Source organism: Desulfobacula phenolica (assembly GCF_900105645.1).
GTDB classification, from domain to species: Bacteria; Desulfobacterota; Desulfobacteria; order Desulfobacterales; family Desulfobacteraceae; genus Desulfobacula; species Desulfobacula toluolica.
The window spans coordinates 4,111-27,830 of sequence record NZ_FNLL01000019.1; the positions used below are offsets into that span (position 1 = coordinate 4,111).

Below are 23,720 nucleotides of genomic sequence, written 5' to 3' on the forward strand. Positions count from 1 at the left end.
ATGAAGAGCTATAAAAATGATAGAATCACTTAATATGCACAAAAATAAACTCATAACGCTTTCTTCTGATTCCTTCTAACGCTTGGGTAACGGGCGGCAAGGGTTGCCAAAAAAGTTAAATAAAAACACATCGCTTCAAAATTTTTTTAACCTTTAAAAAAAGGAGACCCTTGACGTCCGGTTCACCCGCTGGTTGGGTTTTTTATCTTATTTTTCTCTTGCTTCCAGAATTATAGAATAAACATCAGCCCCTGGTGGTGTTTCCAAAGGATGATTACTGTGAATAAAATTACCTAAATTTAACATTATATAAATTTTTTCGGTTGGTATTATTTTTTCATACCAATCATTTCGGTTTTCCTTTTTCTTATAATATGGGAATCGAAGTGTACCACTACCGTTTTCTGCGATAAATACATTCTCACTTGGAACACCGTAAAGTTGTCCAACTGTAGAAGATGTTCCTGAAACACCTACGTATCTGGAAATAGATAAAAGTTTATTTTGAAAACCACTCGATAATTCTATATCATCAACACAAATGGTAATAACAGGATTTCGTTTGTTTTCAGCGCTTTGTAATTTTTCTTTTAATGCTTGGTAATCCTTATAGCGAAGGCGACGCTGTATTACTTTCACAGGGTCTTCGTTGGAATATCGATCATAAAAATTTCTTGTTATTTTTAGATCAAAGCATTCCCATTTTTCAAGGCGACCATGGTATATCTGTGGTGTAAAATAATGTTCATTAAATTCTCTAACAGGTTCCGACTGAGTAATAGTAGGGGGGCGTAATAAATCAGAGAAAGCTCCAAAGACCTTCGTTGGGCATATTGTTGTGTATAGTGCTAAAATACCGGCAAAAACAGTTACAGCAACAGAAGCACTTTCAATTATTTGATAAATCGGGTTACTTCTATTTCTATAAGTGATAGTTTGATCAGCTGATTCTGGATTATTGATAGTAGCCTCAAAATGGTTGCGAGAAAACAAGCAATGAAGCAATCCAACTACAACCGACATAATCGCTGCAAAACAGATAATTTGTTTAACATCTATGCTATCACCCCACTTTATAAATTCTATCCAAATATCAATCATTTTTCGCCTCTTTTTTTAAACCCAACGCTTGGGTAACGGGCAGCAAGGGTTTCCAAAAAAGTTCATTGGAAGCACATCATTTAAAAGTTTTTTCAACCTTTAAAAAGAAGGAGACCCTTGCTGTCCGGTTCACCCGCCTGTTATCTGATCAGTTCTATTTTTATCAGATTATTATGTTTTCGGGTCAGTGACTTAATTTGGAACTTGCAAGACGATTTAGACTTACACCAGCTTCTGCTGCTTTGATAGCAAGAGTACGATGAACATCTGGCGGAACACGAACCATAAATTTACCGCTATAATTTTTAATAGCGATAGGTTCAGGAATTTTTTCTTTATTCCCCTTCATATCCGTTACCACATCGGCAACTAAATTTCGGATACCTTTCAAAGCGGCCTCAGGCGTTTCAGCCAACCAGCTTAAACTTGGAAACTCTGCACACAGACCAATATACTCATCATCATCGGCTGACCAAGTTACTCGGTATGTGTAGTGATCATTTTTTATTGCCATTCTCCACCTCCAAACGCTCAATGGCTTTTAGGACTTGCTTGACTTGGTAGGCCTTCGCTTTTCCTTTAGAGTTCTGGATATTAACACGAGGGTCTCCTCTCCAAGGGGTTTTGTATACTCTATGGCTTGAGCCTGATTGTCTCGCGTCACCAAAGTAAAAATCACAAACTTTGCATAAGTCTGAAAACTTGACATCTTTTGGACTGTTTTTAAACTGCTTCAGTTTTTCAGCTATGCTTTTCATGTATAAATGATACCACTATTGATATCAATGTCAAGTTTAAAATTTGTCGATCCTCATCACTGGAATACGGTTCTAAAAGATAACGTTTGGGTAACGGGCAGCAAGGGTTTCCAAAAAAGTTAATTGAAAGCACACCATTTAAAAGTTTTTTTAATCTTTAAAAAGAGGGAGACCCTTGCTGTCCGGTTCACCCGCTGGTTAAGCCCCTTCTATTTCTTCTTCACATTCAGAATCAGTTACTTTTTCCAGTAAAAACCTTATAGGTTTCGTCAACATCCGTTTAAGTTTTAATGCACGAGAAGTAAATGCGTCTAGCTTATCTATTAACTGACCAATCTTTTGAATTACTTCTTTGTTTTGTTCTGATTCCATTTTTAAATCTTCTTGGCTAACAACAACAGCTCCAATTGTGCCTTGGAGGGCTTCTTTTAAACCTTTAGCTCCTTTTATTTTATATATAACGATGGCGTTTCTTACTTTTTGCACTTCTTCCAAAAGTGTGAGCCTTAATATGTCTGAAAAAGAACTCTGATTCAATGCGTCGAAAAGGTTATCAGTTATTTCAATGATATCTTGAAGATCTTCTTCTTCAAGTGATTCTTCTGAATAAAATTTAGTCAATTCTTCAGCGCAAAATTGAAGCCTTGTCATTGCCTCGTCTGTTAGATGCCCTTTTGCGGTTTTCCACTCTGCGTTTAAGATCAAAGGGAAAAAAGTTTTATCAATGCGATTAAAAGATGAAAGGTATAAATCATGATTCAAGCTTTCATTCATTTTTATCAAAGATTGAATCTCTTGTGACAACGTGTATAGAGCAACGACACCCTTGGTTACTATCATATCATCATTTTCTAAGCCTACCGCTTCAGCCCAAACTTCTCTTACTTTTTTCCCATCAGCTTGGCGTTTGGCCATTGATAAAATTTTATGTAATCGTCCTGCAGGATTAGATTCGTCTATCATGGGTGTATTTTCCTTTTTGGCTTAACGGTTGGGTAACGGGCGGCAAGGGTTTCCAATAAAGTTAAATAAAAGCACATCGTTTCAAAGTTTTTTAACCTTTAAAAAAAATGAGACCCTTGGCGTCCGGTTCACCCGCTGGTTGGGAGACCGAGGATTCTAATTCTTTACAGTGGTAAATGTGCCTATATATCAGATGATTGCTGCTTCAAGTCGAAACGTCTTGTAAAATAAGCTTTTGGAAAAACTCAATTTTTGAAGCTTGCAGACTGTAGAGCTTTTCCTGCAAATTTATCTGAAACTGTTGACTAAAAATTGGTGAAGCTGGGTAGGGAACTATGGTCAGTTCTTTGAGAAATAACCCCGCTAAATTAACTACAAAATCAATGATCTCAGTTTAGTGATTAGACACGTTCCACAAACGATAAAAATTAATTTCAACAATCATACTGGCTGGTAGGTCTCTCAACAGTGTCAATAAGTGGAAATTTTCCATAATATTGACGGTAATAGATGTTAAATTTTTCCACTTATCGCGATATTGAGCCATGAAAAATAGAAAATTATGTCTTGTTAAAATATTTAACTGCTCTTTTTCCACTTATTGTGCTATTATCAGCCACATCATGGAAAATAAATCAAAATTCCGTCCAAATCCAAAATTAAAATTAATGGATCAGGTCCGGGAGGTCCTGAGGTATCACCATTACGCATATCGTACCGAGCAAACCTATACTCAGTGGATATTACGTTATGTCCGTTTTTTCGGTGCCAAAACGCATCCTCGTGATCTTGATGCCCGTGATATCGAACGTTTCCTGTCTGATTTAACGCTCACTCAAAAGGTATCGGCCTCAACCCAGCGTCAAGCCCTAAACGCCCTTGTTTTTCTTTACCGAGATGTACTGGATCTTCCCCTGGATGGAAAAATTCAGCCGGTTCGTTCAAAAAAAAAATTCAACTTGCCTACAGTACTCGGCAGAGAGGAAATTATCCGACTATTCAGGCATATAAATGGAACCCACGCTTTGATGGCCAAGATCCTGTATGGTTCAGGGCTGCGGCTTATGGAATGTGTTCGCCTGAGGATCAAGGACTTTGATTTTGACCGGAAGAGAATTCATGTACTCGGCAAGGGAAACAAGTGGCGAAGTACTATTCTGGCCGACCCAATTCTTTCTGAACTGCAAACCCATATTAAAAATGTCAAGGCTTTGCATCAATGCGATCTTGAACAGGGATTCGGTGAAGTATACATTCCAGAGGCTTTAGGCCGAAAATATAAAAAGGCTGCCATGGAAACCCAGTGGCAATACGTTTTCCCATCGAAAAAACGCTCCATAGATCCCCGATCAGGTCAAGAAAGAAGACATCACGTCATGGAGTCCGGTCTTCAAAAGGCGGTAAAGAGGGCATCAGGAATGGCCGGCATTGACAAACGTGTCACCTGCCATACATTGCGCCACAGCTTTGCCACCACCATGCTGGAGAACGGAATCAACATCCGCGTGTTGCAGGAAATCATGGGCCATGCAGATGTCAAGACTACAGAGCGATATACCCATGTGATGGACAAGGATATCTCCCGTATCAGCAGCCCTCTTGAAGGTCTGGATTTATGAAGGCAGGTCTTGGTATAAAAGCAATAAGAGTCAATGCATGAATTTTCATTTGATATGAACTTTGTGTCTGATTTATTGTGTAAAAAAATGTTGCGGACAGGCTTATAGGAGATATAGCTCCGCCCCTTCGATTACTTAATTGCTATCAGCGGCATCAAAGAGTAAATAGACAGTTTTGTACTATATAAGGGGTTTTTCAGAAAATCAATAGGTAAAAACCCCTAGTTTTTTAAAAAAAATATGAATTAGGCCAGTAGGAATACAACACTGGGAATCGGTTTTTCTTTGCCTTAAAGCATTTACACAAATCAAACCGCAACGTATAATACAGGCTCAATTTTTTTTGTTTTTTAGGAGTAAGTTTTATGAAAGGCTTTAAATTTGCCGGTATTCATGCCGGGATAAAAAAAAATGATCAAAAAGACTTGGGGCTGATATATTGTGAAAAACCTTCTGTTGCAGCAGCTTTGTTTACACGGAATAAAGTTATTGCCGCACCGGTAATTCTGGGAAAAGAAAAAATTAAAATCGGTGTCTGCCGTGCAGTCCTTGCAAACAGCGGCAATGCCAACTGCTTTACGGGAAACCAGGGAATTGAAGATGCCCGTGCCTGTTCAAAAATGGTCGCAGATTGCCTTGATATTGAAGAAGATCATGTGTTGGTGTCTTCAACCGGTGTGATTGGTGCTAATTTGCCAATGGATAAATTTAAAACCGGTGTTCCAGATGTTGTACAACAGCTTTCCGAAGATAATGTGGACCAGTTTGCCGATGCCATCCTTACAACCGACACCTGCCGGAAAATTGTGAATAGAAGCGCTACAATAGACAATAAAAAATTTTCAATCATGGGGATTGCAAAAGGATCCGGTATGATCCGACCTGATATGGCAACCATGCTGGCGTATATCTGTACGGATATCTGTATTTCAGCAGATGATTTAAACAAATGCCTGAGTGCCGCCAATGAAAAATCTTTTAACCGGATTACCGTTGATGGGGATACCAGCACCAATGATACGCTGATGGCCATGGCAAGCGGTACTTCAGAAGCACAAATAAATGATGCCGGGTCTAAAAAAATCTTTCAGGACATGTTGGATGACGTCTGTTTTGAACTTGCCAAAATGGTGGTCAAAGACGGGGAGGGTGCCACCAAGCTTGCCCAGATCATTATTAAAGGTGCCCAGACAAAAAAGGATGCATTCAAGGCTGCTGAAGCCATTGCCCATTCCAATCTGGTCAAGACGGCGATTTACGGTGAAGATCCCAACTGGGGAAGGATCACTGCTGCGGTCGGTCGTTCCGGTGCCCATGTTGTTCCTGAAAAAATTGATCTTTATTTTGATGACCAGGCCCTGGTTCTAAAGGGCGACTGGCAGGGAACCGAAGCTGAAAAAAAGACCGCTCAAATCATGAAAAACAGTGAAATTACCATTACCCTGGATCTGAACCTCGGGCAAGAGACCGACAGTTTCCTGTTTTGCGACTTTAGTGAAGATTATGTAAAGATTAATGCAGATTACAGGTCTTAACCATGCGGCTTCAAAAATATCTGGCCCATGCAGGGGTTTGTTCCAGGAGGAAAGCTGAAGAATACATATTACAGGGTCATGTAAAAGTAAACCATCAGGTGGTCACAGAACTTGGAACAAAGGTTGATTCTGAACAAGACCAGGTGTTTTTTGACAATAAAAAAGTGGTTTTAAAACAGCATGTTTCAAAAATTTATATTGCTGTGAACAAACCGGAAGGGGTTGTTACATCCTGTTCACAGCAGAAAACAAAAATCATTCTTGATCTGATCAATATTGATGAGCGGGTCTATCCTGTGGGTCGGCTGGATAAAGATTCCAAGGGATTGGTGCTGCTCACCAATGACGGAGAGCTTCACAATAAATTATCCCATCCGTCTTATAATCATGAAAAAGAGTATGTTGTCACCACTGGTCACTCAATATCCGATGCTGACTTAACCCATATGGCCCAGGGGATGGTGATTGATAAACTTAAAACCAGGCGGGCAAAGGTTAAGCGTCTTTCAAAAAATAAATTCAGTATTGTATTGAAACAGGGACGAAACCGCCAGATTAGAAAAATGGTGGGCAAAACCGGGAACAAGGTTGATATTTTACAGCGAATCCGCATGGCAAATATCAACCTTGGAAATTTAAAAGAAGGAAAATGGCGCTACTTGACCCAACAAGAAATCAAGCAGTTAACTCAATGACTCAATTCCGATGGCCTTTCTTATTTTTTCAAGAAAGGGGACGGAAAATTCTCTTGCTTTCATTGCACCCTTTTTAAGTATGGCATCAATATCCGATGGATTTTTTATCAGTTCTTCATACTGCTTTCTGGGTTCTGTTAAGATATTGTCAATATATTCGAACAATTCCTGTTTCATGGTTCCCCATGCGATTCCCTGTCTGTAGCGTTCTGCAATTTCCAGGGTTTCGGATTCAGATGCAAATGCCTTGTAGATTGAAAAAAGGGTGCAGGTATCCGGGTCTTTGGGCTCATCCGGACCCAGGGAATTGGTTTGAATTTTCATGATCATTTTTCTAAGTCGTTTTTGCGTATCAAACAGCGGAATATAATTGTTATAGCTTTTACTCATCTTGCGGCCGTCAAGACCTGAGAGAACCGAAGATGTTTCATCCACGACCACTTCGGGAAGGATAAACAGTTTTTTATAAACATGGTTAAATCTGGCAGCAATATCTCTTGTCATTTCAAGATGCTGGATCTGGTCCTTGCCCACGGGTACTTTTTTGGCGTTAAACATGAGAATATCGGCAGCCATGAGAACCGGATATGAAAAAAGTCCCATGGTAATGCCTTTATCCGGATCCTTATTTTCTTGTTCTTCATTTTCTGCAACCGCAGCCTTATAAGCATGGGCACGGTTCATTAATCCCTTGGCGGTAAGGCTGGTGAGAATCCAGGTCAATTCCGGTATTTCAGGAATATCCGACTGCCGGTAGAAAACACAATGGTTATAATCCAGGCCCAGAGCGATCCATGCAGCTGCAATTTCAAGTGCGGATTGTTTTCTCAATTTCGGGTCATAATTTTTTATCAAAGAATGGTAATCAGCAAGAAAATAATAGGATTCAAGATCCTTGTTTTTACTGGTTTCAACAGCCGGTCGTATGGCACCGACATAATTACCGAGGTGGGGGGTTCCGCTGGGTGTGATCCCGGTTAAAAAATCTGCATTTTTCATGTTCAATTATTCCTGAAATAAATTATTTTAAAATGAAAGGGAAGTAACAAAAAGCTATGATTTAATCAATAAATTTGTTTTTTCAGCATATGCTGCGGCAAACTGGATTTCTTCTTTTCTTGTTTTTAATTGCCCGTCCAGTTTGGCATTTAATACCTGTTTGATTATGGCACTGAAAACAGGACCGGGTTTTAAACCGAGTTTCAATAAATCCCTGCCCTTTATATAAGGTTTTATTCCTCTTTGATGCGTATAGAAATTTGAGATGGCTTTTTTTATTTCTTCATCTTTTACCAGGGCCATCATATATAAAATGTATTCTGTCTTAAAATTAATGAGAGTCCAGTACAACTCCTGTTTCGTATAAGTTGATGAACTTTCTATAAGATTGAGCTGCTTTTCAGCCTTGTATCTTTTTTCCAGAAGAATGCCGCGTTCTCTTAACGGTACGTTGAGCCGTGTGCATATTTGTTCACATACTTTATACGAACACCGGTTCAACATCGCCATAAAATAAACCGCCCATCTTGGGTATGGTTCATCCATATAAAGAAGATCATGCCAGGACAGTATTTTATTCACCGACTCCAGCAGTTGATATGTATTTGGGATAAGGGTCAGGTCTTTATGAAGAACCTTTTCAAGGCCGTAGCTTTCCATGGTTTTAATGGCGGGAATCGGGTTTTCCTCTTCAAAGATCTGCTTTAATTCGGATAATACCCGAAGACCGCTTAAATTTTTAAAGCAATCAATGGTAATTGCATTTTTAATTAAATTTGATGTGACTTTCCCTATTTTAAACCCAAACCGGTTTGAAAATTTAATAGCCCTGAAAATACGGGTGGGGTCTTCAACAAAGCTCAAATTGTGTATGGTTCTTATGGTTTTATCTTTCAGATCCCTGTTGGCACCGAAATAGTCGATCATTGTCCCGAAATTATCAGGGTTGAGACTTATGGCCAGGGTATTGATGGTGAAATCTCTTCGTGCAAGGTCAAGTTTTATGGAGCTTTTCTCTACAATGGGCAATGCTGCCGGTGTTTTATAATATTCCAGCCTGGCAGAGGCCACATCAATTTTAAAATTATCCGGATAAATAATGACGGCTGTACCAAATTTTTTATAGGTATTGATTCTGCAGCCTTCTTTTTTTGCGTATGTTTTGGCAAATTCAATACCATCTCCTTCAACAACAATATCGATATCATCAATTTGTCTGCTCAACAACAGATCCCTGACAAAGCCTCCGACAACAAACATATTGAACCCAAGTTCATTGCCGGTTTTACCGATATTTTGTAAAAGTTGTTTTATACGGTTGTCCAGTCGTTGATACAAAATATTTTCAATCTGTCTTTTCTTGGCATTTTTCTTTATCCCCAGTTCGGTTTCACTCCTTTTGATTTCTTTGCTGTGCTGAACCAGGTAGTTTAACAGATCCGTTCGGGTAATAACCCCTTTGATAAATCCATCGTCAATAACAGGAAGAATCCTGTGCTTTCCTTCAACAATAATATTTTCAATCTGGGAGACATCGGCATCGGAAGAAATAGAGCTGACTTCGGAGTTCATATACTCTTTCACCGGAAGATGGGACAGCTTATGGTATAATATCTTTTCTATGATCTGCCGGGTAATATATCCTTCATAAGAATTTTTTTGTTTATCGACAACCAGCAGGGTATTGATGTTGTATCGTGTCATCAGGCTGCCGGCTGTTTTACAGGTAACAAGAGGCTCAATGGTTATGGCAGGCGAGGTCATCATATTTTTTACAATTTGAATCTGCTTTACTTGTTTTTGAAGACGTTCGATGAGCATCATTTCAACCTGTGCCAAGGTGCGATTTTCAACTTTTGCAGAAGCGGCAGAAGGATGACCGCCGCCGCCAAATTCCGAAAGTATTTTGCCGACATCAACTTCGGGAATCAAATTCCTTGCAATGATATGTATTTTATTGCCCATTAAAACAATAGCAAAGAAGATATCAAGATTCTCCATCCTGACAATTTTTTGAACAATTGTCGCCAGATCCGTAATGTATGTGGAAGAAGAAATGACGGACATATGGATATCAACCCCGTTTATCCTGTGAATGGTCATTTCATTTAACAATTCATTTAACCATGTCACTTGTTCGGATTTGATTTCCTTGACCACAAAACCGGCAATGGTACTGAGGCTTGCACCACATGATAAAAGAAAGGCAGCCTGTTCAAAATCAGCTTTGGTTGTTGAAGAGTAGGTAAACAATCCGGTATCCTCATATATGCCTAAGGCCATAATCGTTGCTTCTTCAGGGGTGGGGAAAATTTTTTTTTCCTGTAATAGTGAACATAATATGGTTATTGTTGCACCTGTTTGCCGGGTGATTTCCACAGAACCTTTTAAATCGCCCTCCATGGCGGGATGGTGATCATAGATATCTATTTTAATATCTTTTTTGCTTAGCAAATCAGATACCTGGGGCAGTCTGCTTGTTTGTCTTGTATCAACAATTACAAGCCTTAAGGTTTGAGAAAAATCGATGGAACCTGGGTCTGCCATGTTAAACAGGTAACTTGTGGAACTGATAAAAAAGTCCCGTAAATTTTTTTCCTGGGAACCTGGAAAAACAATAATTGAATTTGGATACAATTTTTGAGCCGCCAGCATTGAAGCGATGGCATCAAAATCCGCATTAATATGACTTGTGATAATCGTTTCTGCTGTAATGGTTTTGTTTTTTTTGCTCAAAAAATAACTCCTGTTGTAATCAATTAATAAAATTTATATAGTATATCTATTTTGATTTTACAAATGATCTGATCCTGATACATTTAATTTTTGGTATATTTAATTTTATAACGGTGGTCTTAATTTGAAACATGACAATAAGGATTGATGATGGCAACTGTGTTTGAATGGAAGGGGAAAAACCCCAAAGGAAGAAAAGTTAAGGGAGAAATGGAGGCGGAAACTTCGGAACAAGTAGAACAAAGCCTCAAAAGACGAAAGATCACCCCGACCAAAGTCAAAAAAAAACCAAAAGATATTTTCGAGAATATAGGATTTCTTCAACCCAAAGTTAAAGAAAGTGACGTCATTATATTTTCCAGACAGTTTTCCACAATGATTGATGCCGGGTTGCCGCTTCTTCAATGCCTTGATATTCTCCAGTCACAACAGGAAAATCCAACGTTTAAAAAAAACTTAAAAAAAATCAAAGGCTCTGTTGAATCTGGTGAAACTTTTGCAGATGCTTTGAAAAAATTCCCAAAAGTATTTAATGAGCTGTTCATCAATATGGTTGCAGCCGGTGAGGCCGGTGGTATACTTGATGTTATTTTGAAGAGACTGTCTGCCTATATGGAAAAAATGGCCAAGTTAAAGCGACAGGTCAAGGGCGCTATGACCTATCCGATTATAACTCTTATTGTGGCAGCTATAGTTGTTGCGGTTATCCTTGTGTTTGTAATTCCAGTTTTTTCTGCCATGTTTGCCGATTTTGGTGCAACATTACCTGCACCGACTTTATTGGTGATAGCCATGAGTGAATTTGTCATTGGCAATATCGGATATATCATTGGAGGAATAATTGCTTTCTTGTTTTTTTTCAAACGGACCTATGCCAATAAGAAAGGCCGAATTTTAATGGATGACCTGTTTTTGAGACTCCCTGTCATTGGTGTTCTGATACGCAAAGTTGCTGTGGCAAAATTTACCAGAACGACCAGTACAATGCTTTCAAGCGGGGTATCAATTCTTGAGGTACTTGAAATTGTGGCCAAAACATCCGGAAATAAAATCGTGGAATTTGCAATCCAGGACGTTAAAGCAGGAATTGCAGAAGGCCGGTCAATGGCTGACCCATTGCTTGAATCCGGTGTTTTTCCTTCCATGGTCTGTTCAATGATCGCTGTTGGAGAATCAACAGGTGCGCTGGATACAATGATGGAAAAAATTGCTGATTTTTACGATGATGAAGTGGACCAGGCCGTTAAAAATCTGACGGATATGATAGAGCCATTTATGCTCGTTTTTCTTGGAGTGGTGATTGGCGGACTTGTTATTTCAATGTATCTGCCTATTTTTACCATGGCGGGTGCAATTTCATAGAAATATGAAAGACAATTCTGTTAAAGAATCGGCAAATTTATCTCTTCAAATCAAATGGATCATTCTGTCAAGGGTCATTTTTGCCGTTATTTTGATTGTCTCCTGCCTTGTTTTTTCATCAGGAGAACACTTGTCTTTTTTTTCACAGCCATTTTTAACCTTATATAATATTGCAGCAGCCATTCTGGTTCTTTCAATCCTTTATCTTATCTGGTTAAATAAATTTAAAAACAAACTTTTTCTGGCGTATTTTCAAACAATTACGGATACGTTTATCGTCACCGCCATTATTTTTGTTACCGGCAGTTATGACAGTATTTTCACCTTTCTTTACCTGGTTGTTATTATCTACACTTCCATGTTGCTGCTTCAAAAAGGCAGCTTGATTATTGCCACAATTTCATGTCTTCAATACGGCATATTGGTTGAACTGGAATACTATAAAATCATCACGCCCTTTATGGGTCAGTTGTATCTTTCCGGTACGATTGATGAAAGTTACATTATTTATAGAATTATCATCATCATCATGGCTTGTTTTGCCGTGGCAATCTTAAGCGGCCTTTTGGCGCGTCAGTTAAAAGGGGCTAAACAGGATTTAAAAATGGTAAGGGAACACTTGAAACGGGTTGAAAAAATGGCTGCCATGGATGAAATGATTTCAGGCATAGCTCATGAGGTCAAAAATCCTTTAGCGTCTTTATCAGGATCTATTCAATTACTTCAGGAAGATACAAAACCCGGTTCTTATGAAGATCGGCTGATGCAGATAATTTTACGGGAAACAGATCGGCTTAAAAATATTGTCAATAATATCCGTTTGTTTGCAAATCCCCGTACAGACAATGCCTGTGTGATTAAAATGGCACAAATAATTGAAGAGACGGTTGCGCTTTTTTTAAATGATCCTGAACGAAATGAAAATATCAATCTTACTATGAAGTTGAATAAAGATGCCAGTGTGTTTATTGATCCATTGCATTTTACCCAGATTCTATGGAATTTATTAAAAAATGCCGCACAATCCATAAACGGTCCGGGAGAGATTAAAATTCAACTCAGATCTTCAATAACCAACCGGGTTTATTTGATTATTGAAGATACGGGTATCGGGATTAGTCAAAAAGACGGCCGTGATATTTTTGATCCTTTTTATACAACCAAACCCGATGGAACCGGTCTTGGTCTTTCTATTATCCACAGGCTGATTGATACCTACGATGGTGTGATTGACTTTGAATCAACACCTGGAAAAGGTACGGTTTTTAATATTTTTTTTAATGGAGTTGCCTCAAAAGGCAAATAACAAAATCTTGACAATTTTATGCAAACTAGGCTATTTATTCTTTCTTTTATTAAAATCAAACGACTTGCAAAATGCACTTAAGAATATGAAAGTAACTATTTATGGACAAACAAAGTAAGCTGATACAACTTCGAAAAGAAAAAATCAATGAATTGAAAGATAATGGAATTAATCTTTACCCAAATGATTTTAAACCATCATGTTCCATCAATGCACTTAAAAAAATCACTGAAGAAAACCCTGACTCTTTAGGTGAAAAAGGTGATCAATTTTATATGGCAGGAAGAATGATGGCCATTAATAAAATGGGAAAATCATCTTTTATCCGATTTAAAGACGGATCTGATCAACTCCAGGTCTATTTACAACAAAACAGGGTAGGGGATGAAACCTATTCTCTGTTTAAGAAGCTTGATATTGGTGACTTTATTGGCGTTAAAGGTCCTTTGTTTAAAACACGAACCGGTGAGTGGACCCTTCTGGCTGATGAATTCAGGTTGTTATCCAAGGCGGTAAGACCGTTGCCGGAAAAATTTCACGGGATAAAAGACCCTGAAAAGCGATACCGCCAGCGATATCTTGATCTTGTAATGAACGAGGACACCCGGCAGATTTTCATAAAAAGAAGCCAGATTGTCGCTTCCATGAGACGATTTTTTGAAGAAAAAGGGTTCATGGAAGTTGAAACACCCATGATGCAGCCGTTAGCCGGTGGCGCTGAAGCCACTCCTTTTAAAACATGGCACAATGCACTTGGAATGGAGCTGTTTTTGAGAATTGCTCCTGAATTATACCTGAAACGACTGGTTGTCGGCGGATTTGAAAAGGTCTTTGAAATTAACAGGAACTTCAGAAACGAAGGAGTTTCAACCCGACACAATCCTGAATTTACAATGGTTGAGTTTTATCAGGCCTATGCAGACTATGAACAGTTAATGGATATGACTGAAGAGATGTTTGAATCCATTGCACAGCAGGTGTCAGGTTCAACAACAATTGAATACCAGGGGCAAGCCATTGATTTTAAAAAAGGATGGCAGCGAATTCCAATGATTGAGTCACTTACGAAAATCGGTGGAATTGATCCTGAAATCATAGAGGATACCCAGGCGTTGCTTAACTTTGCGCAGGAAAACAACATACAGATTACAAAAAAAGACCGGCATGGTAAAATTTTAACAAAACTGTTTGATATTTTGGTTGAACCCAAGTTAATCCAGCCCACATTTATCACCGGATACCCTGTGGAAGTTTCTCCCTTATCCAGAAAAAGCGAGGACAATCCTGAATTGACTGACCGGTTTGAATTGTTTATTGCGGGTCGGGAAATTGCCAATGGATTTTCTGAAATCAATGACCCCGAAGATCAGCATAGCCGCTTTTTAATGCAGGTACAACAAAGAGATGAAGGAAATTCAGAAGCCCATATAATGGATTCCGAATATGTGGAAGCACTTGAGTATGGTATGCCGCCAACTGCAGGAGAAGGCATTGGTATCGACAGGCTTGTGATGCTGCTGACCGATTCCGCCTCTATTCGAGAGGTCATTCTTTTTCCTCATATGAAAAAGAATGCCTGATTAGATGACTTTTGAATTATTCATAGCCGGTAAATACCTTAAAGCAAAAAGAAAAGAAGGGTTTATTTCCCTGATTACATTTCTTTCCGTGGCAGGTGTTACCGTCGGTGTGATGGCACTTGTTGTCGTTATTGCCGTTATGAGTGGTGCTGAAACTGATTTTCGAAAACGAATATTAGGGGTTGAACCACATATCCTTTTGATGAATTACGCAGGAAAGTTTGATACCTACTCTTCTATATTAACCGACCTTGATCAAAGAGAACAGATTAAAGGTTCTACGCCGATTTTATTTGCCCAGGCCATGATCCGGTCAAGTAATGCTTTTTCCGGTGTCATGGTTCGGGGAATCGACCCTGAAAAAGGGTTTAGCCTTGTAAAAGGATTGGGGCCGGAACAATTAAAAAAACTGCTGGGCACAAAACCGGAAAACGGGAACCTTCCAGGAATAATTTTAGGTCGGGAACTTGCAAACCTTGTCGGAGTTACAAAAGGAGACAAGGTGATTCTCATGACCCCCAACGGATTTATTTCTCCCATGGGCCATATTCCCTCGATGAAACGATTTGCCGTAACACAAACATTTGATTCCGGCATGTATGAATATGACAGTACGCTGGCCTATGTTCATTTAAAAGAAGCTCAAAAACTGTCCAATGCCAAAAACAAGATTTCTGCTATTGGTATCTGGATTGATGATGTATTTAATGTCAAACCGGTTAAAGAAAGCCTTTCAGATATTTCAACTTATCCTTTTTATCTTCGGGACTGGATGGAAATCAATAAAAGCCTTTTTTCAGCCTTAAAACTTGAAAAAACAGCCATGTTTATTATTCTGACGCTGATCATACTGGTTGCAGCGTTTAATATTGCCAGTGCCCTGATTATGATGGTAATGGAAAAAACAAAGGATATCGCTGTGTTAAAGGCAATGGGGGCAACAAACAAGACCATCAGAAAAATATTTATTCTCAAAGGCATGATCATCGGGCTTATGGGGACATGTATCGGTACTGTGTCAGGAGTGGCCATTTGTTTTATTTTAAAACGATATGACTTTATCCAATTGCCGGATGCATACCCTTTTTCCACACTTCCGGTGCAGCTTGAATTTCTTGATGTCATGGTTATCGCGATTTCTGCCATTATTATTTGTTTCTTCTCGACATTGTACCCCGCGTATAAAGCGTCAAAAATGGATCCGGTTGAGGCGTTAAGATATGGATAATTCACCCATACCATTGATGTCTCTTCAATCGGTTTCAAAAGGGTTTTATTCAAAATCATCAAAAATTGAAATTCTGAATACATCTTCTTTTAACATCTACAAAGGTGAAACCATAGCAATTGTTGGGGCATCCGGTATTGGCAAGTCTACAGTATTGAATATTATCGGCACCCTTGACAGGCCTGATTCCGGTAAAATTTTTTTCCATGAAAATGATTTGCTTTTATTGGGAGATGAAAAAATTGCCGGTTTCAGAAATTCAAAACTTGGCTTTGTATTTCAATTTCATTATTTGCTTCAAGGGTTTTCAGCATTGGAAAATGTTATGATGCCAGGTTTGATTGCCCATAAAAATAAAAAAACTATTGAAAAAAGTGCCTTAAATATGCTTGAAAGGGTAGGGCTTTTATCAAGGGTTTCACATAGGGTGGAAGATCTTTCAGGAGGGGAACAGCAAAGGGTGGCACTGGCAAGAGCATTGGTTATGAAACCAAAAATACTTTTGGCAGATGAACCAACCGGGAACCTTGATCAAAAAAACAGCCGCAGTGTCCATGCGTTAATTGATGAATTGAATAAAGAGATCGGCATGACCGTTATTGTGGTAACCCATAATGATGAACTTGCCAAGATGATGAACAGAACCGTTACCATAATGGATGGAAAAATAATTCCTGTTTAACGAAGATAAAAAACAAGAGACAATATCATGAATAAATCTATTTTAAGAAAAACAGCCATAGTTATTGTTTTATTTAATTTATTGTTCAGTGGTGATCTGCTCGCAGACACTGATATCAAACTGGCGATCCTTCCTTTTTCCATTGATACCGGACAACCCGATAATCAGCTTGACACAAAAATTCCATTAATGATTTCTAAAAATCTTGAGTTGGAAGGTGTTACCGTAATATTTTCAAAAATTCAATCAGAAACCCAACCAGACATACATCAGTGGACCTTTTCACAGTTTAGAAAACATGGGATTGAATTAGGGGTTGATTATATTTTAACCGGATCCGTTTTTATGGCTGGAGACAGTGTCAGCATTGACTCAAATCTTGTAAATATTTACAAGCAGGACAGTTCTTTTTCCCTATATGCTGATGCCGACACCCTTGAAAATCTGTTTTCTGCCGTCTCCCAGCTCAGCAAAGAAATAATCGGAGAACTTTACCATAAAAAAATCATAACTGATATTGCAGTTACAGGAAATAAAAGAGTTGAAACCGATGCCATTATGCGGATTATCGATTCCAGGGCCGGTGATATTATTAAGCCTGACAATATTTCTAAAGATTTGCAGAAAATTTATGAAATGGGCTATTTTGACAATGTGGTTGTTAAAAAACAGTCCCTTGACAATGGCGTCAAACTGGTCTTTGAACTCACTGAAAAACCCACTGTCCGGAAACTAAAATTCAAGGATAATACGGTTTATGAGGATGAGGAGCTTGCAGACAGTGTAGATACAAAAACAGGTTCGATTTTAAATATTCACAAACTTAATTCTGATGTGAATCGCATGCGCTTAATGTATACTGAAAAAAATTATCAAAATTGTTCCGTAACCTATGAAATAGTACAGCTTGAGCATTCTCAGGCAGACATTGTTTTTATTTTTGATGAAGGAAAAAAAATCAAAGTTGAAAAAATCACCTTTGAAGGAAATAATTATTTTTCTGATAAAAAAATAAAAAAAGCTATGGAAACGTCTGAAAAAGGCTTTTTCTCATTTTTTACCTCTTCAGGAGATCTTAACGAGACCGAGGTTCAAAATGATGTGATAAGGATTGAATCACTATATAAAAACAATGGTTTTATTGATACAAAAGTTTCAGATCCTATTATTGATATTGGCGAAAAATCAATTTCCATTTATTTCAAAATTGAAGAAGGCATTCAATATAAGATTAAAACAATTGATATTGCAGGAGATTTAATTGCAGCCAAAGAAGAACTTTTAGAAGATATTCAATCCAAAGAAACACAGCTGTACAACAGAGAGACGATTAGAAAAGATATTCTCACTATTTCCGATTATTATGCCAACAAAGGTTTTGCCAATGCTGATATCACTCCCCTTGTGGATAAAGACGATCAGAAAAAAATGATGAGTGTCACATTTTCCATAGACAAGGGAGAACCTGTTTTTTTTAACAGGATTAATATCAGTGGTAATTTGAAAACCCGTGATAAAGTTATCAGAAGAGAAATCAAAATCATTGAGCAGGATCTTTACAGCAAAGAGAATATTCAAAAAAGCTTTAAAAATTTAAACCGCCTGAATTATTTTGATGAGATTGATGTCAAGCCGGTAAAAACAGTCGATGAAAATAAAATGGATTTAGATGTCAGAGTTGTTGAAAAAGAAACCGGCACTTTTTCAATTGGCGGTGGTGTCAGCAGCACAGAAGGTGGTTTTCTGTCAGGTTCCATCCAGGAAAGAAATCTTTTTGGAAAAGGCCAAACCTTAAAAATAGGTGCCCAGCTTTCTGAAGAGTCCGTTCTTTATGATATCAGCTTTTTTGAACCTTATATTATGGATACGGCTGTTTCTGGCGGGGTCCAACTGTATAAAGAAGATAAAGAGTATGACTATTATGACAAGGAAGCATTAGGTATAACATTAAAGTTGGGATACCGGCTTTTTGACTATACTACAATCGGTATCAATTATAATATTGAAGATTTTGAAATAACAGATATTCAAGTTGCAGACACAAACATGACACCCGGCTCTTTTCTAACCAGCAGCATAAAACCTTTTTTGCAATATGACTCCAGGGATGATTTTTTCTTGCCCACGGAAGGATCAAAACATAAACTTTCAATTGAATATGCCGGAGAGTTTTTGGGTGGTGACATTGATTACACAAAATATCTTGTTGAAACAGGTATCTTTTTTCCTCTTTTCTGGAAATTTACAGGTGCTTTGCATGCGGAAGCAGGATATTTGGATGACCGAAGCAGCGATGACATTGATATTGATTTTACCAAATTTTACCTGGGAGGTATGAATTCCATCAGAGGATTTGATAAATTTGACATCAATGCTTCACAGGCGGGTGAAAAGGATAGGGGCGGAGAAAAATATCTTCAATTTAATGCAGAAATAACATTTCCTTTGACGGAAAAATATAAAGTTGCGGTTGTTTTCTTTTATGATCGCGGTGATGTATATAGAACCAGTGAAAATTTTGACCTTGGAGATCAATTCTCAAGTTTCGGTACTGGGATGCGATGGAATTCTCCGATAGGGCCATTAAGAGTTGAATATGCCTGGGTCATTGATGGTAAAAACATAAAAAACAGTGGCGACGGACAATTTGAATTTTCCGTTGGCGCATCTTTTTAAATTTAAAAATTCTGGGGGCTTTAATGAAAAGAGCAGTAATTATTTTAAGTATGATACTATTTTTTGGATTTATTCCTGAAGCTTTTTGTGCGGATATCGCAAAAATAGGTGTAGTCGATTTCCAAAAAATATTGAGTGAGTCCAGCGCTGGGAAAATAATCCAGAAACAAATAACTGGGAAAGGCGCTGAATTACAAAAAAAATTGCAGGATGAAAAAAATCAATTAGATGAAATGCAAAAAGCCTTTGAACGCGAATCCCTTGTCTTAAGTCCTGAAAAACAAAAAGAAAAACAACGGGAGTTTAGAATTCGCGTTAATGATTTTAAAAAGATGCAGGATGATTTTTCAAAAGAATTTAAGCGATTAGAAATGAACTCATTAAATAAAATTCAAAAAGAAGTTTTTGAAATTACAGATGAAATTGGAAAAGAAGAAGGCTATTTGCTAATTCTTGAAAAAAAGACGGCTGGTGTGATTTATCATCCAACACAACTTGATATTACGGATCAAGTTATTAAAAAATACAATTTAAAAATGTCTAAAACCAACTAAGTTCTTTTATGAAATTCTCTGTAAATGAAATTGCAAAGATTATTAAGGCTGAAATCATTGGTGATGCTTCCTTTATCGTTACCGGTGTTTCCTCTTTTGAAGATGCCCGGCCGGATGATATTACTTTTGCGTGTGATTCAAAGTTCTTAACCCGTCTTGATCAGACAAACGCCGGGGTGATCATCATTCCCGATACCTTTTCCATTGAAAAGGAAAGTGGATATCACGGTATTTTTCTAAAAACAAAAAACCCTAAGCTTTCATTTTTTAAACTGGTTTCAATGGTTCATCCGCAAAAAAAACTTGCCAGCCATGTCCATTCCAGTGCTACGATCGGGAAGGATGTGAAAATTGGAAAAAATACGGTCATTGAATCAGGTGTTTTTATTGGTAACCACGTAACATTGGGTGATCATGTACACTTGATGCCCAATGTTTTTATCGGGGACGATACCTGCATTGAAAGCCATACCGTTATCAAGCCCAATGTTTCCATAATGGAACGATCTATAATCGGCAGTTATGTTCTTATCCATTCAGGAACGGTTATTGGTTCGGATGGATTTGGTTTTACCCAATCGTCCGGTACGCATGAAAAGATAATCCATACCGGATATGTCCACATCAAAGATCATGTTGAAATTGGGGCATGTAATACCATTGATAGGGGAACACTTGGCATGACGGTTATCGGGACTGGCGTTAAAACAGATAACCTTGTCCATATTGCACACAATGTTAAAGTCGGGGATAATACATTGATTGTTGCCCAGGTTGGGATTGCCGGAAGCAGTATTGTCGGTAAAAATGTTATTATTGCTGGCAAAGCCGGTATTTCAGGACATATTAAGATTGGTGACGGTTCTATTGTCGGTCCCTATACAGGGGTTCACAGTGATGTAGGCGAGAATAAAATCGTATCCGGTATACCGCATATGCCGCATGGCCGTTGGCGCAAGGTTGTCAGCATCATATCCCGGTTGCCGGAAATGAGAAAAAAATTATTTTCTTTTGAAAAAAGATTGAAAGAGTTGGAAAATAAAAACGAATAAGCGGAGCAAATATGATTCACCCCACTGCCATTGTTGATCCTTTAGCTGAAATTGATTCCAATGTTACCATTGGCCCTTACGCACTTATCAAATCAGATGTTCACATTGGGTCAGGTACAACCATCGGCCCTTATACTACCATTGAACAATATACGACCATTGGAGAAAATTGCCGGATTTTTCAATATGCATCTGTTGGCGGTGCCCCTCAGGATCTAAAATTTCATGGTGAAAAAACCCATCTTAAAATAGGCAGAGGAACCATTATCCGGGAATTTGTGACAATTAACAGAGGAACCGAATCTGGGGGCGGCATTACAGAGGTGGGGGAAGAAAATTATTTAATGGCTTATACCCACATTGCCCATGATTGCAAGACCGGAAAACAGGTTATTTTAGCCAACAACTCTACACTTGCCGGTCATATCATTATTGGTGATAATGTCACGGTGGGTGGTCTGGTTGCCATACACCAATTTGTTAAAATAGGAGATTTTGCCTATATCGGTGGAAAATCAGCGGTTGTAAAGGATATACCGCCATATGTGATCGCATCCGGGGATCGCGCAACTCTCCATGGCTTGAACAATGTAGGCTTGAAGCGGCATAATTTTCCCAAAGCAACACTTCAGGAACTCAAAAAAGCCTATAGAATTTTTTTTAGAATCGGATTAACCGTAAAACAAGCTTCTGAACGGGTAAAAGCTGAAGTTGAACAACTTGCCGAAGTTAAAAATTTTGTGGAATTTATTATTGAATCAAACCGTGGGGTTACACGATAACCTGAAGGTCACACATAACCTGGAGGTCACGCGTAAATTAGAGATGAAAATCGGACTTATTGCCGGTGGTGGACAATTCCCCATTCTTTTTTCAAAAAAAGCGGTTAAAAAAGGATATACGGTTTTTGCAGCAGGATTTCACTCTGAAACGGATAAAATTCTTTTGAACCATGTTGAAGAGCTGAAATGGCTCTACCTTGGGCAGATTTCCAAACTGATCAAATATTTCAGACAACACCATATTACCGAAGCAGTCATGCTGGGCAGTATTAAAAAGACCAATATTTTCAAAGATATCCGCCCGGATTTTAAGGCGCTTTCCTTTATTGCCAAAACCGCCAAAACCCATGATGATTCAATTTTAACCTCTTTTGCAAATTTACTTGCCAAAGAAGGTATACAAATTTTGCCCTCCACTTTTCTTCTTCCTGAATTGATCAGCCCCAAAGGATGCTGGACAAAACGAAAGCCGGATAAAGCTGAAAAAAAAGATATTGTTCAAGGATGGAAAATAGCAAAAGAGATCGGAAAGCTGGATATAGGTCAATGTGTTGTGATCAGTAATGGAACGGTTCTTGCTGTTGAAGCCATTGATGGTACGGATGCCACTATTAAAAGAGGCGGTTTATTGTCCCACAAAAATGGTGCAGTGGTTGTTAAACTTTCCAAGCCGGCCCAGGATCTGCGGTTTGATCTGCCTTCCTCGGGCTGTCAAACCATTGAGAGGATGCATAAATTCGGGGTCGGGGTTCTTGTGCTTGAAGCTGAAAAATCCATTGCTTTTGACCGGGAAGAGATGATTGATCTTGCAAATAAATATCATATTTCCATAATTGGCTATACCGATGATGATATCTCACCTGAAGGCCTCACATAAGATGGATCTTCCTTCAAAATCAAGACACATTCTGATTCTTACAGGTGAACCTTCCGGTGATTTCCATGCAGGACATCTTGTTAAAGAAATCAGACAATCCAATAATAATATTTATTTTTCAGGTATTGGCGGACCTCATCTTAAAAATCAGAATGTAGACCTTTTCTATGACATTGCAAATCTTTCGGCAATGGGAATTACAGAAGTTCTGGCACAGTTGAGACAGATAAAAAAAGCCTTTGATTTATTCAAGGAGAAATTAAGGGTTAATAAACCGGATTTAATTATACTTGTGGATTATCCGGGATTTAATTTAAAAGCGGCCAGGTTCGCAAAAGACCATTACCAGTTAAAAATTTTATATTATATTACACCCAAAGTATGGGCATGGAAAAAATCCAGGCTTAAAAAGATCAAAAAATATGTGGATCATGCAGCATTAATCCTTCCTTTTGAAGAAAAAATATTTAAAAAAGCCGGCATTGCCTCCACTTATGTCGGCAACCCCCTTGTAGACGAGTATCCTGAAAATATATCAAAACCGTTTTTTGAAAAAAACTGTTTATCAGCAAAGCATATGGATTCCCTGATTATCGGTCTGCTTCCGGGGTCCAGACCGGCTGAGATAAAAAATATGCTTAAAATCATGATCAAAGCGGCTGTTATTATTCATGAAACCCATAACCTGAAGGTCACACGAAAAAAGATATGTTTTATTATTTCTCAAGCATCTTTAATTCATGAAAAAAACATAAAAGCTATTTTAAAAAAACATTCATTTGATCAGTTATTTGAAATCTATGATGGCCCGGTTAAAAATATATTTTTAAAATCAGACATAGTGATTGCTGCTTCCGGAACAGTTACTCTTGAGGCTGCTCTTTGTTGTGTTCCAACAATTCTTATATACAAGATGTCCGGTATCAGTTACAGGATCGCAAAATTGTTTGTTAAAATAAAATATGCCGGGCTGGCGAATTTAATTGTTAATGGCGAAGTGATGCCGGAACTTTTACAAAACGATGCAACCCCTGAAAAAATAAGTCAAAAAGCATTGTATATGCTTGATCATTTATCTTATTTTCAAGATCAGTTACAGATGGTCAGAAAATTACTTGGAAATAAAGGGGCTTCAAAAAGAACGGCAGGTATTGCAATGCATATGATCCCAAAAATCATACAATGATATTAAATTTGACAAACACATTTGAATAT

General features: G+C 38.2%; 20 protein-coding genes. 14 read left to right on the top strand and 6 right to left on the bottom strand.

From position 1 onward, the window contains the following. Positions 1-207: 207 nt before the first annotated feature. The 4 genes from BLT94_RS20140 to BLT94_RS20155 form a co-directional block, all read right to left on the bottom strand. Positions 208-1,101 carry a hypothetical protein gene (locus tag BLT94_RS20140; protein ID WP_092238191.1) on the bottom strand — a complete coding sequence of 298 codons (894 nt, stop codon included), beginning with the start codon at positions 1,099-1,101 and terminating at the stop codon, positions 208-210. Positions 1,102-1,285: 184 nt separating this feature from the next. Continuing rightward, positions 1,286-1,615 carry a type II toxin-antitoxin system HicB family antitoxin gene (locus BLT94_RS20145; RefSeq protein WP_092238193.1) on the bottom strand — a complete coding sequence of 110 codons (330 nt, stop codon included), beginning with the start codon at positions 1,613-1,615 and terminating at the stop codon, positions 1,286-1,288. After that, positions 1,599-1,859 (bottom strand): toxin HicA, encoded by a 261-nt coding sequence (locus BLT94_RS20150; protein ID WP_092238196.1) that lies wholly within the window; start codon positions 1,857-1,859, stop codon positions 1,599-1,601. Before BLT94_RS20150 ends, BLT94_RS20145 begins: the two co-directional genes overlap by 17 nt. Positions 1,860-2,057: 198 nt before the next feature. Continuing rightward, positions 2,058-2,822, bottom strand: coding sequence for a hypothetical protein (locus BLT94_RS20155; RefSeq protein ID WP_092238199.1), 765 nt, complete (start codon positions 2,820-2,822; stop codon positions 2,058-2,060). 545 nt (positions 2,823-3,367) lie between these two features. Here BLT94_RS20155 and BLT94_RS20160 point away from each other — a divergent pair. From BLT94_RS20160 to BLT94_RS20170, 3 genes are all read left to right on the top strand, one after another. After that, positions 3,368-4,441: an integron integrase gene (locus tag BLT94_RS20160; RefSeq protein ID WP_092238201.1), complete on the top strand. Its 1,074-nt coding sequence runs from the start codon at positions 3,368-3,370 to the stop codon at positions 4,439-4,441. A 365-nt stretch (positions 4,442-4,806) separates the two neighbouring features. Further along, complete coding sequence (gene argJ / locus BLT94_RS20165) at positions 4,807-5,976, top strand: bifunctional glutamate N-acetyltransferase/amino-acid acetyltransferase ArgJ (protein WP_092238205.1); 1,170 nt, start codon at positions 4,807-4,809, stop codon at positions 5,974-5,976. Positions 5,977-5,978: 2 nt separating this feature from the next. Continuing rightward, positions 5,979-6,671: a pseudouridine synthase gene (locus tag BLT94_RS20170; protein ID WP_092238208.1), complete on the top strand. Its 693-nt coding sequence runs from the start codon at positions 5,979-5,981 to the stop codon at positions 6,669-6,671. Here BLT94_RS20170 and trpS read toward each other — a convergent pair. Together trpS and BLT94_RS20180 are read right to left on the bottom strand one after the other, a co-directional pair. After that, positions 6,660-7,670 carry a tryptophan--tRNA ligase gene (gene trpS / locus BLT94_RS20175; protein ID WP_092238210.1) on the bottom strand — a complete coding sequence of 337 codons (1,011 nt, stop codon included), beginning with the start codon at positions 7,668-7,670 and terminating at the stop codon, positions 6,660-6,662. The two genes, BLT94_RS20170 and trpS, sit on opposite strands and share 12 nt — an antisense overlap. A 54-nt stretch (positions 7,671-7,724) precedes the next feature. Continuing rightward, entirely contained in the window at positions 7,725-10,406 is a 2,682-nt protein-coding gene (locus BLT94_RS20180; RefSeq protein WP_092238214.1) for a CBS domain-containing protein, read from the bottom strand. 150 nt (positions 10,407-10,556) lie between these two features. Between BLT94_RS20180 and BLT94_RS20185 the strand changes: the two genes are divergently transcribed. From BLT94_RS20185 to lpxB, 11 genes are all read left to right on the top strand, one after another. Next, on the top strand, positions 10,557-11,768 hold the full coding sequence (locus BLT94_RS20185; protein WP_092238217.1) for a type II secretion system F family protein: 1,212 nt from the start codon (positions 10,557-10,559) through the stop codon (positions 11,766-11,768). A 4-nt stretch (positions 11,769-11,772) separates the two neighbouring features. After that, positions 11,773-13,074, top strand: coding sequence for a two-component system sensor histidine kinase NtrB (locus tag BLT94_RS20190; protein ID WP_092238220.1), 1,302 nt, complete (start codon positions 11,773-11,775; stop codon positions 13,072-13,074). Positions 13,075-13,175: 101 nt separating this feature from the next. Then, on the top strand, positions 13,176-14,654 hold the full coding sequence (gene lysS, locus BLT94_RS20195; RefSeq protein ID WP_092238224.1) for a lysine--tRNA ligase: 1,479 nt from the start codon (positions 13,176-13,178) through the stop codon (positions 14,652-14,654). A gap of 4 nt (positions 14,655-14,658) precedes the next feature. After that, positions 14,659-15,882 (top strand): lipoprotein-releasing ABC transporter permease subunit, encoded by a 1,224-nt coding sequence (locus BLT94_RS20200; RefSeq protein WP_092238227.1) that lies wholly within the window; start codon positions 14,659-14,661, stop codon positions 15,880-15,882. Continuing rightward, a complete protein-coding gene (locus tag BLT94_RS20205) occupies positions 15,875-16,564 on the top strand; it encodes an ABC transporter ATP-binding protein (protein ID WP_092238230.1) in 690 nt (229 codons plus the stop codon). Before BLT94_RS20200 ends, BLT94_RS20205 begins: the two co-directional genes overlap by 8 nt. Before the next feature lie 27 nt (positions 16,565-16,591). Then, complete coding sequence (gene bamA, locus BLT94_RS20210; RefSeq protein ID WP_092238233.1) at positions 16,592-19,240, top strand: outer membrane protein assembly factor BamA; 2,649 nt, start codon at positions 16,592-16,594, stop codon at positions 19,238-19,240. A gap of 23 nt (positions 19,241-19,263) precedes the next feature. Then, entirely contained in the window at positions 19,264-19,794 is a 531-nt protein-coding gene (locus tag BLT94_RS20215; protein ID WP_092238236.1) for an OmpH family outer membrane protein, read from the top strand. Between the two features lie 8 nt (positions 19,795-19,802). After that, positions 19,803-20,846: a UDP-3-O-(3-hydroxymyristoyl)glucosamine N-acyltransferase gene (gene lpxD, locus BLT94_RS20220; RefSeq protein WP_092238239.1), complete on the top strand. Its 1,044-nt coding sequence runs from the start codon at positions 19,803-19,805 to the stop codon at positions 20,844-20,846. A gap of 11 nt (positions 20,847-20,857) precedes the next feature. Next, positions 20,858-21,628 carry an acyl-ACP--UDP-N-acetylglucosamine O-acyltransferase gene (lpxA, locus tag BLT94_RS20225; protein ID WP_092238242.1) on the top strand — a complete coding sequence of 257 codons (771 nt, stop codon included), beginning with the start codon at positions 20,858-20,860 and terminating at the stop codon, positions 21,626-21,628. Continuing rightward, complete coding sequence (locus BLT94_RS20230; RefSeq protein WP_245743199.1) at positions 21,600-22,505, top strand: LpxI family protein; 906 nt, start codon at positions 21,600-21,602, stop codon at positions 22,503-22,505. The genes lpxA and BLT94_RS20230 overlap by 29 nt, the downstream gene beginning before the upstream one ends. 1 nt (position 22,506) lies before the next feature. After that, entirely contained in the window at positions 22,507-23,691 is a 1,185-nt protein-coding gene (gene lpxB / locus BLT94_RS20235) for a lipid-A-disaccharide synthase (protein ID WP_092238248.1), read from the top strand. Positions 23,692-23,720: the final 29 nt, after the last annotated feature.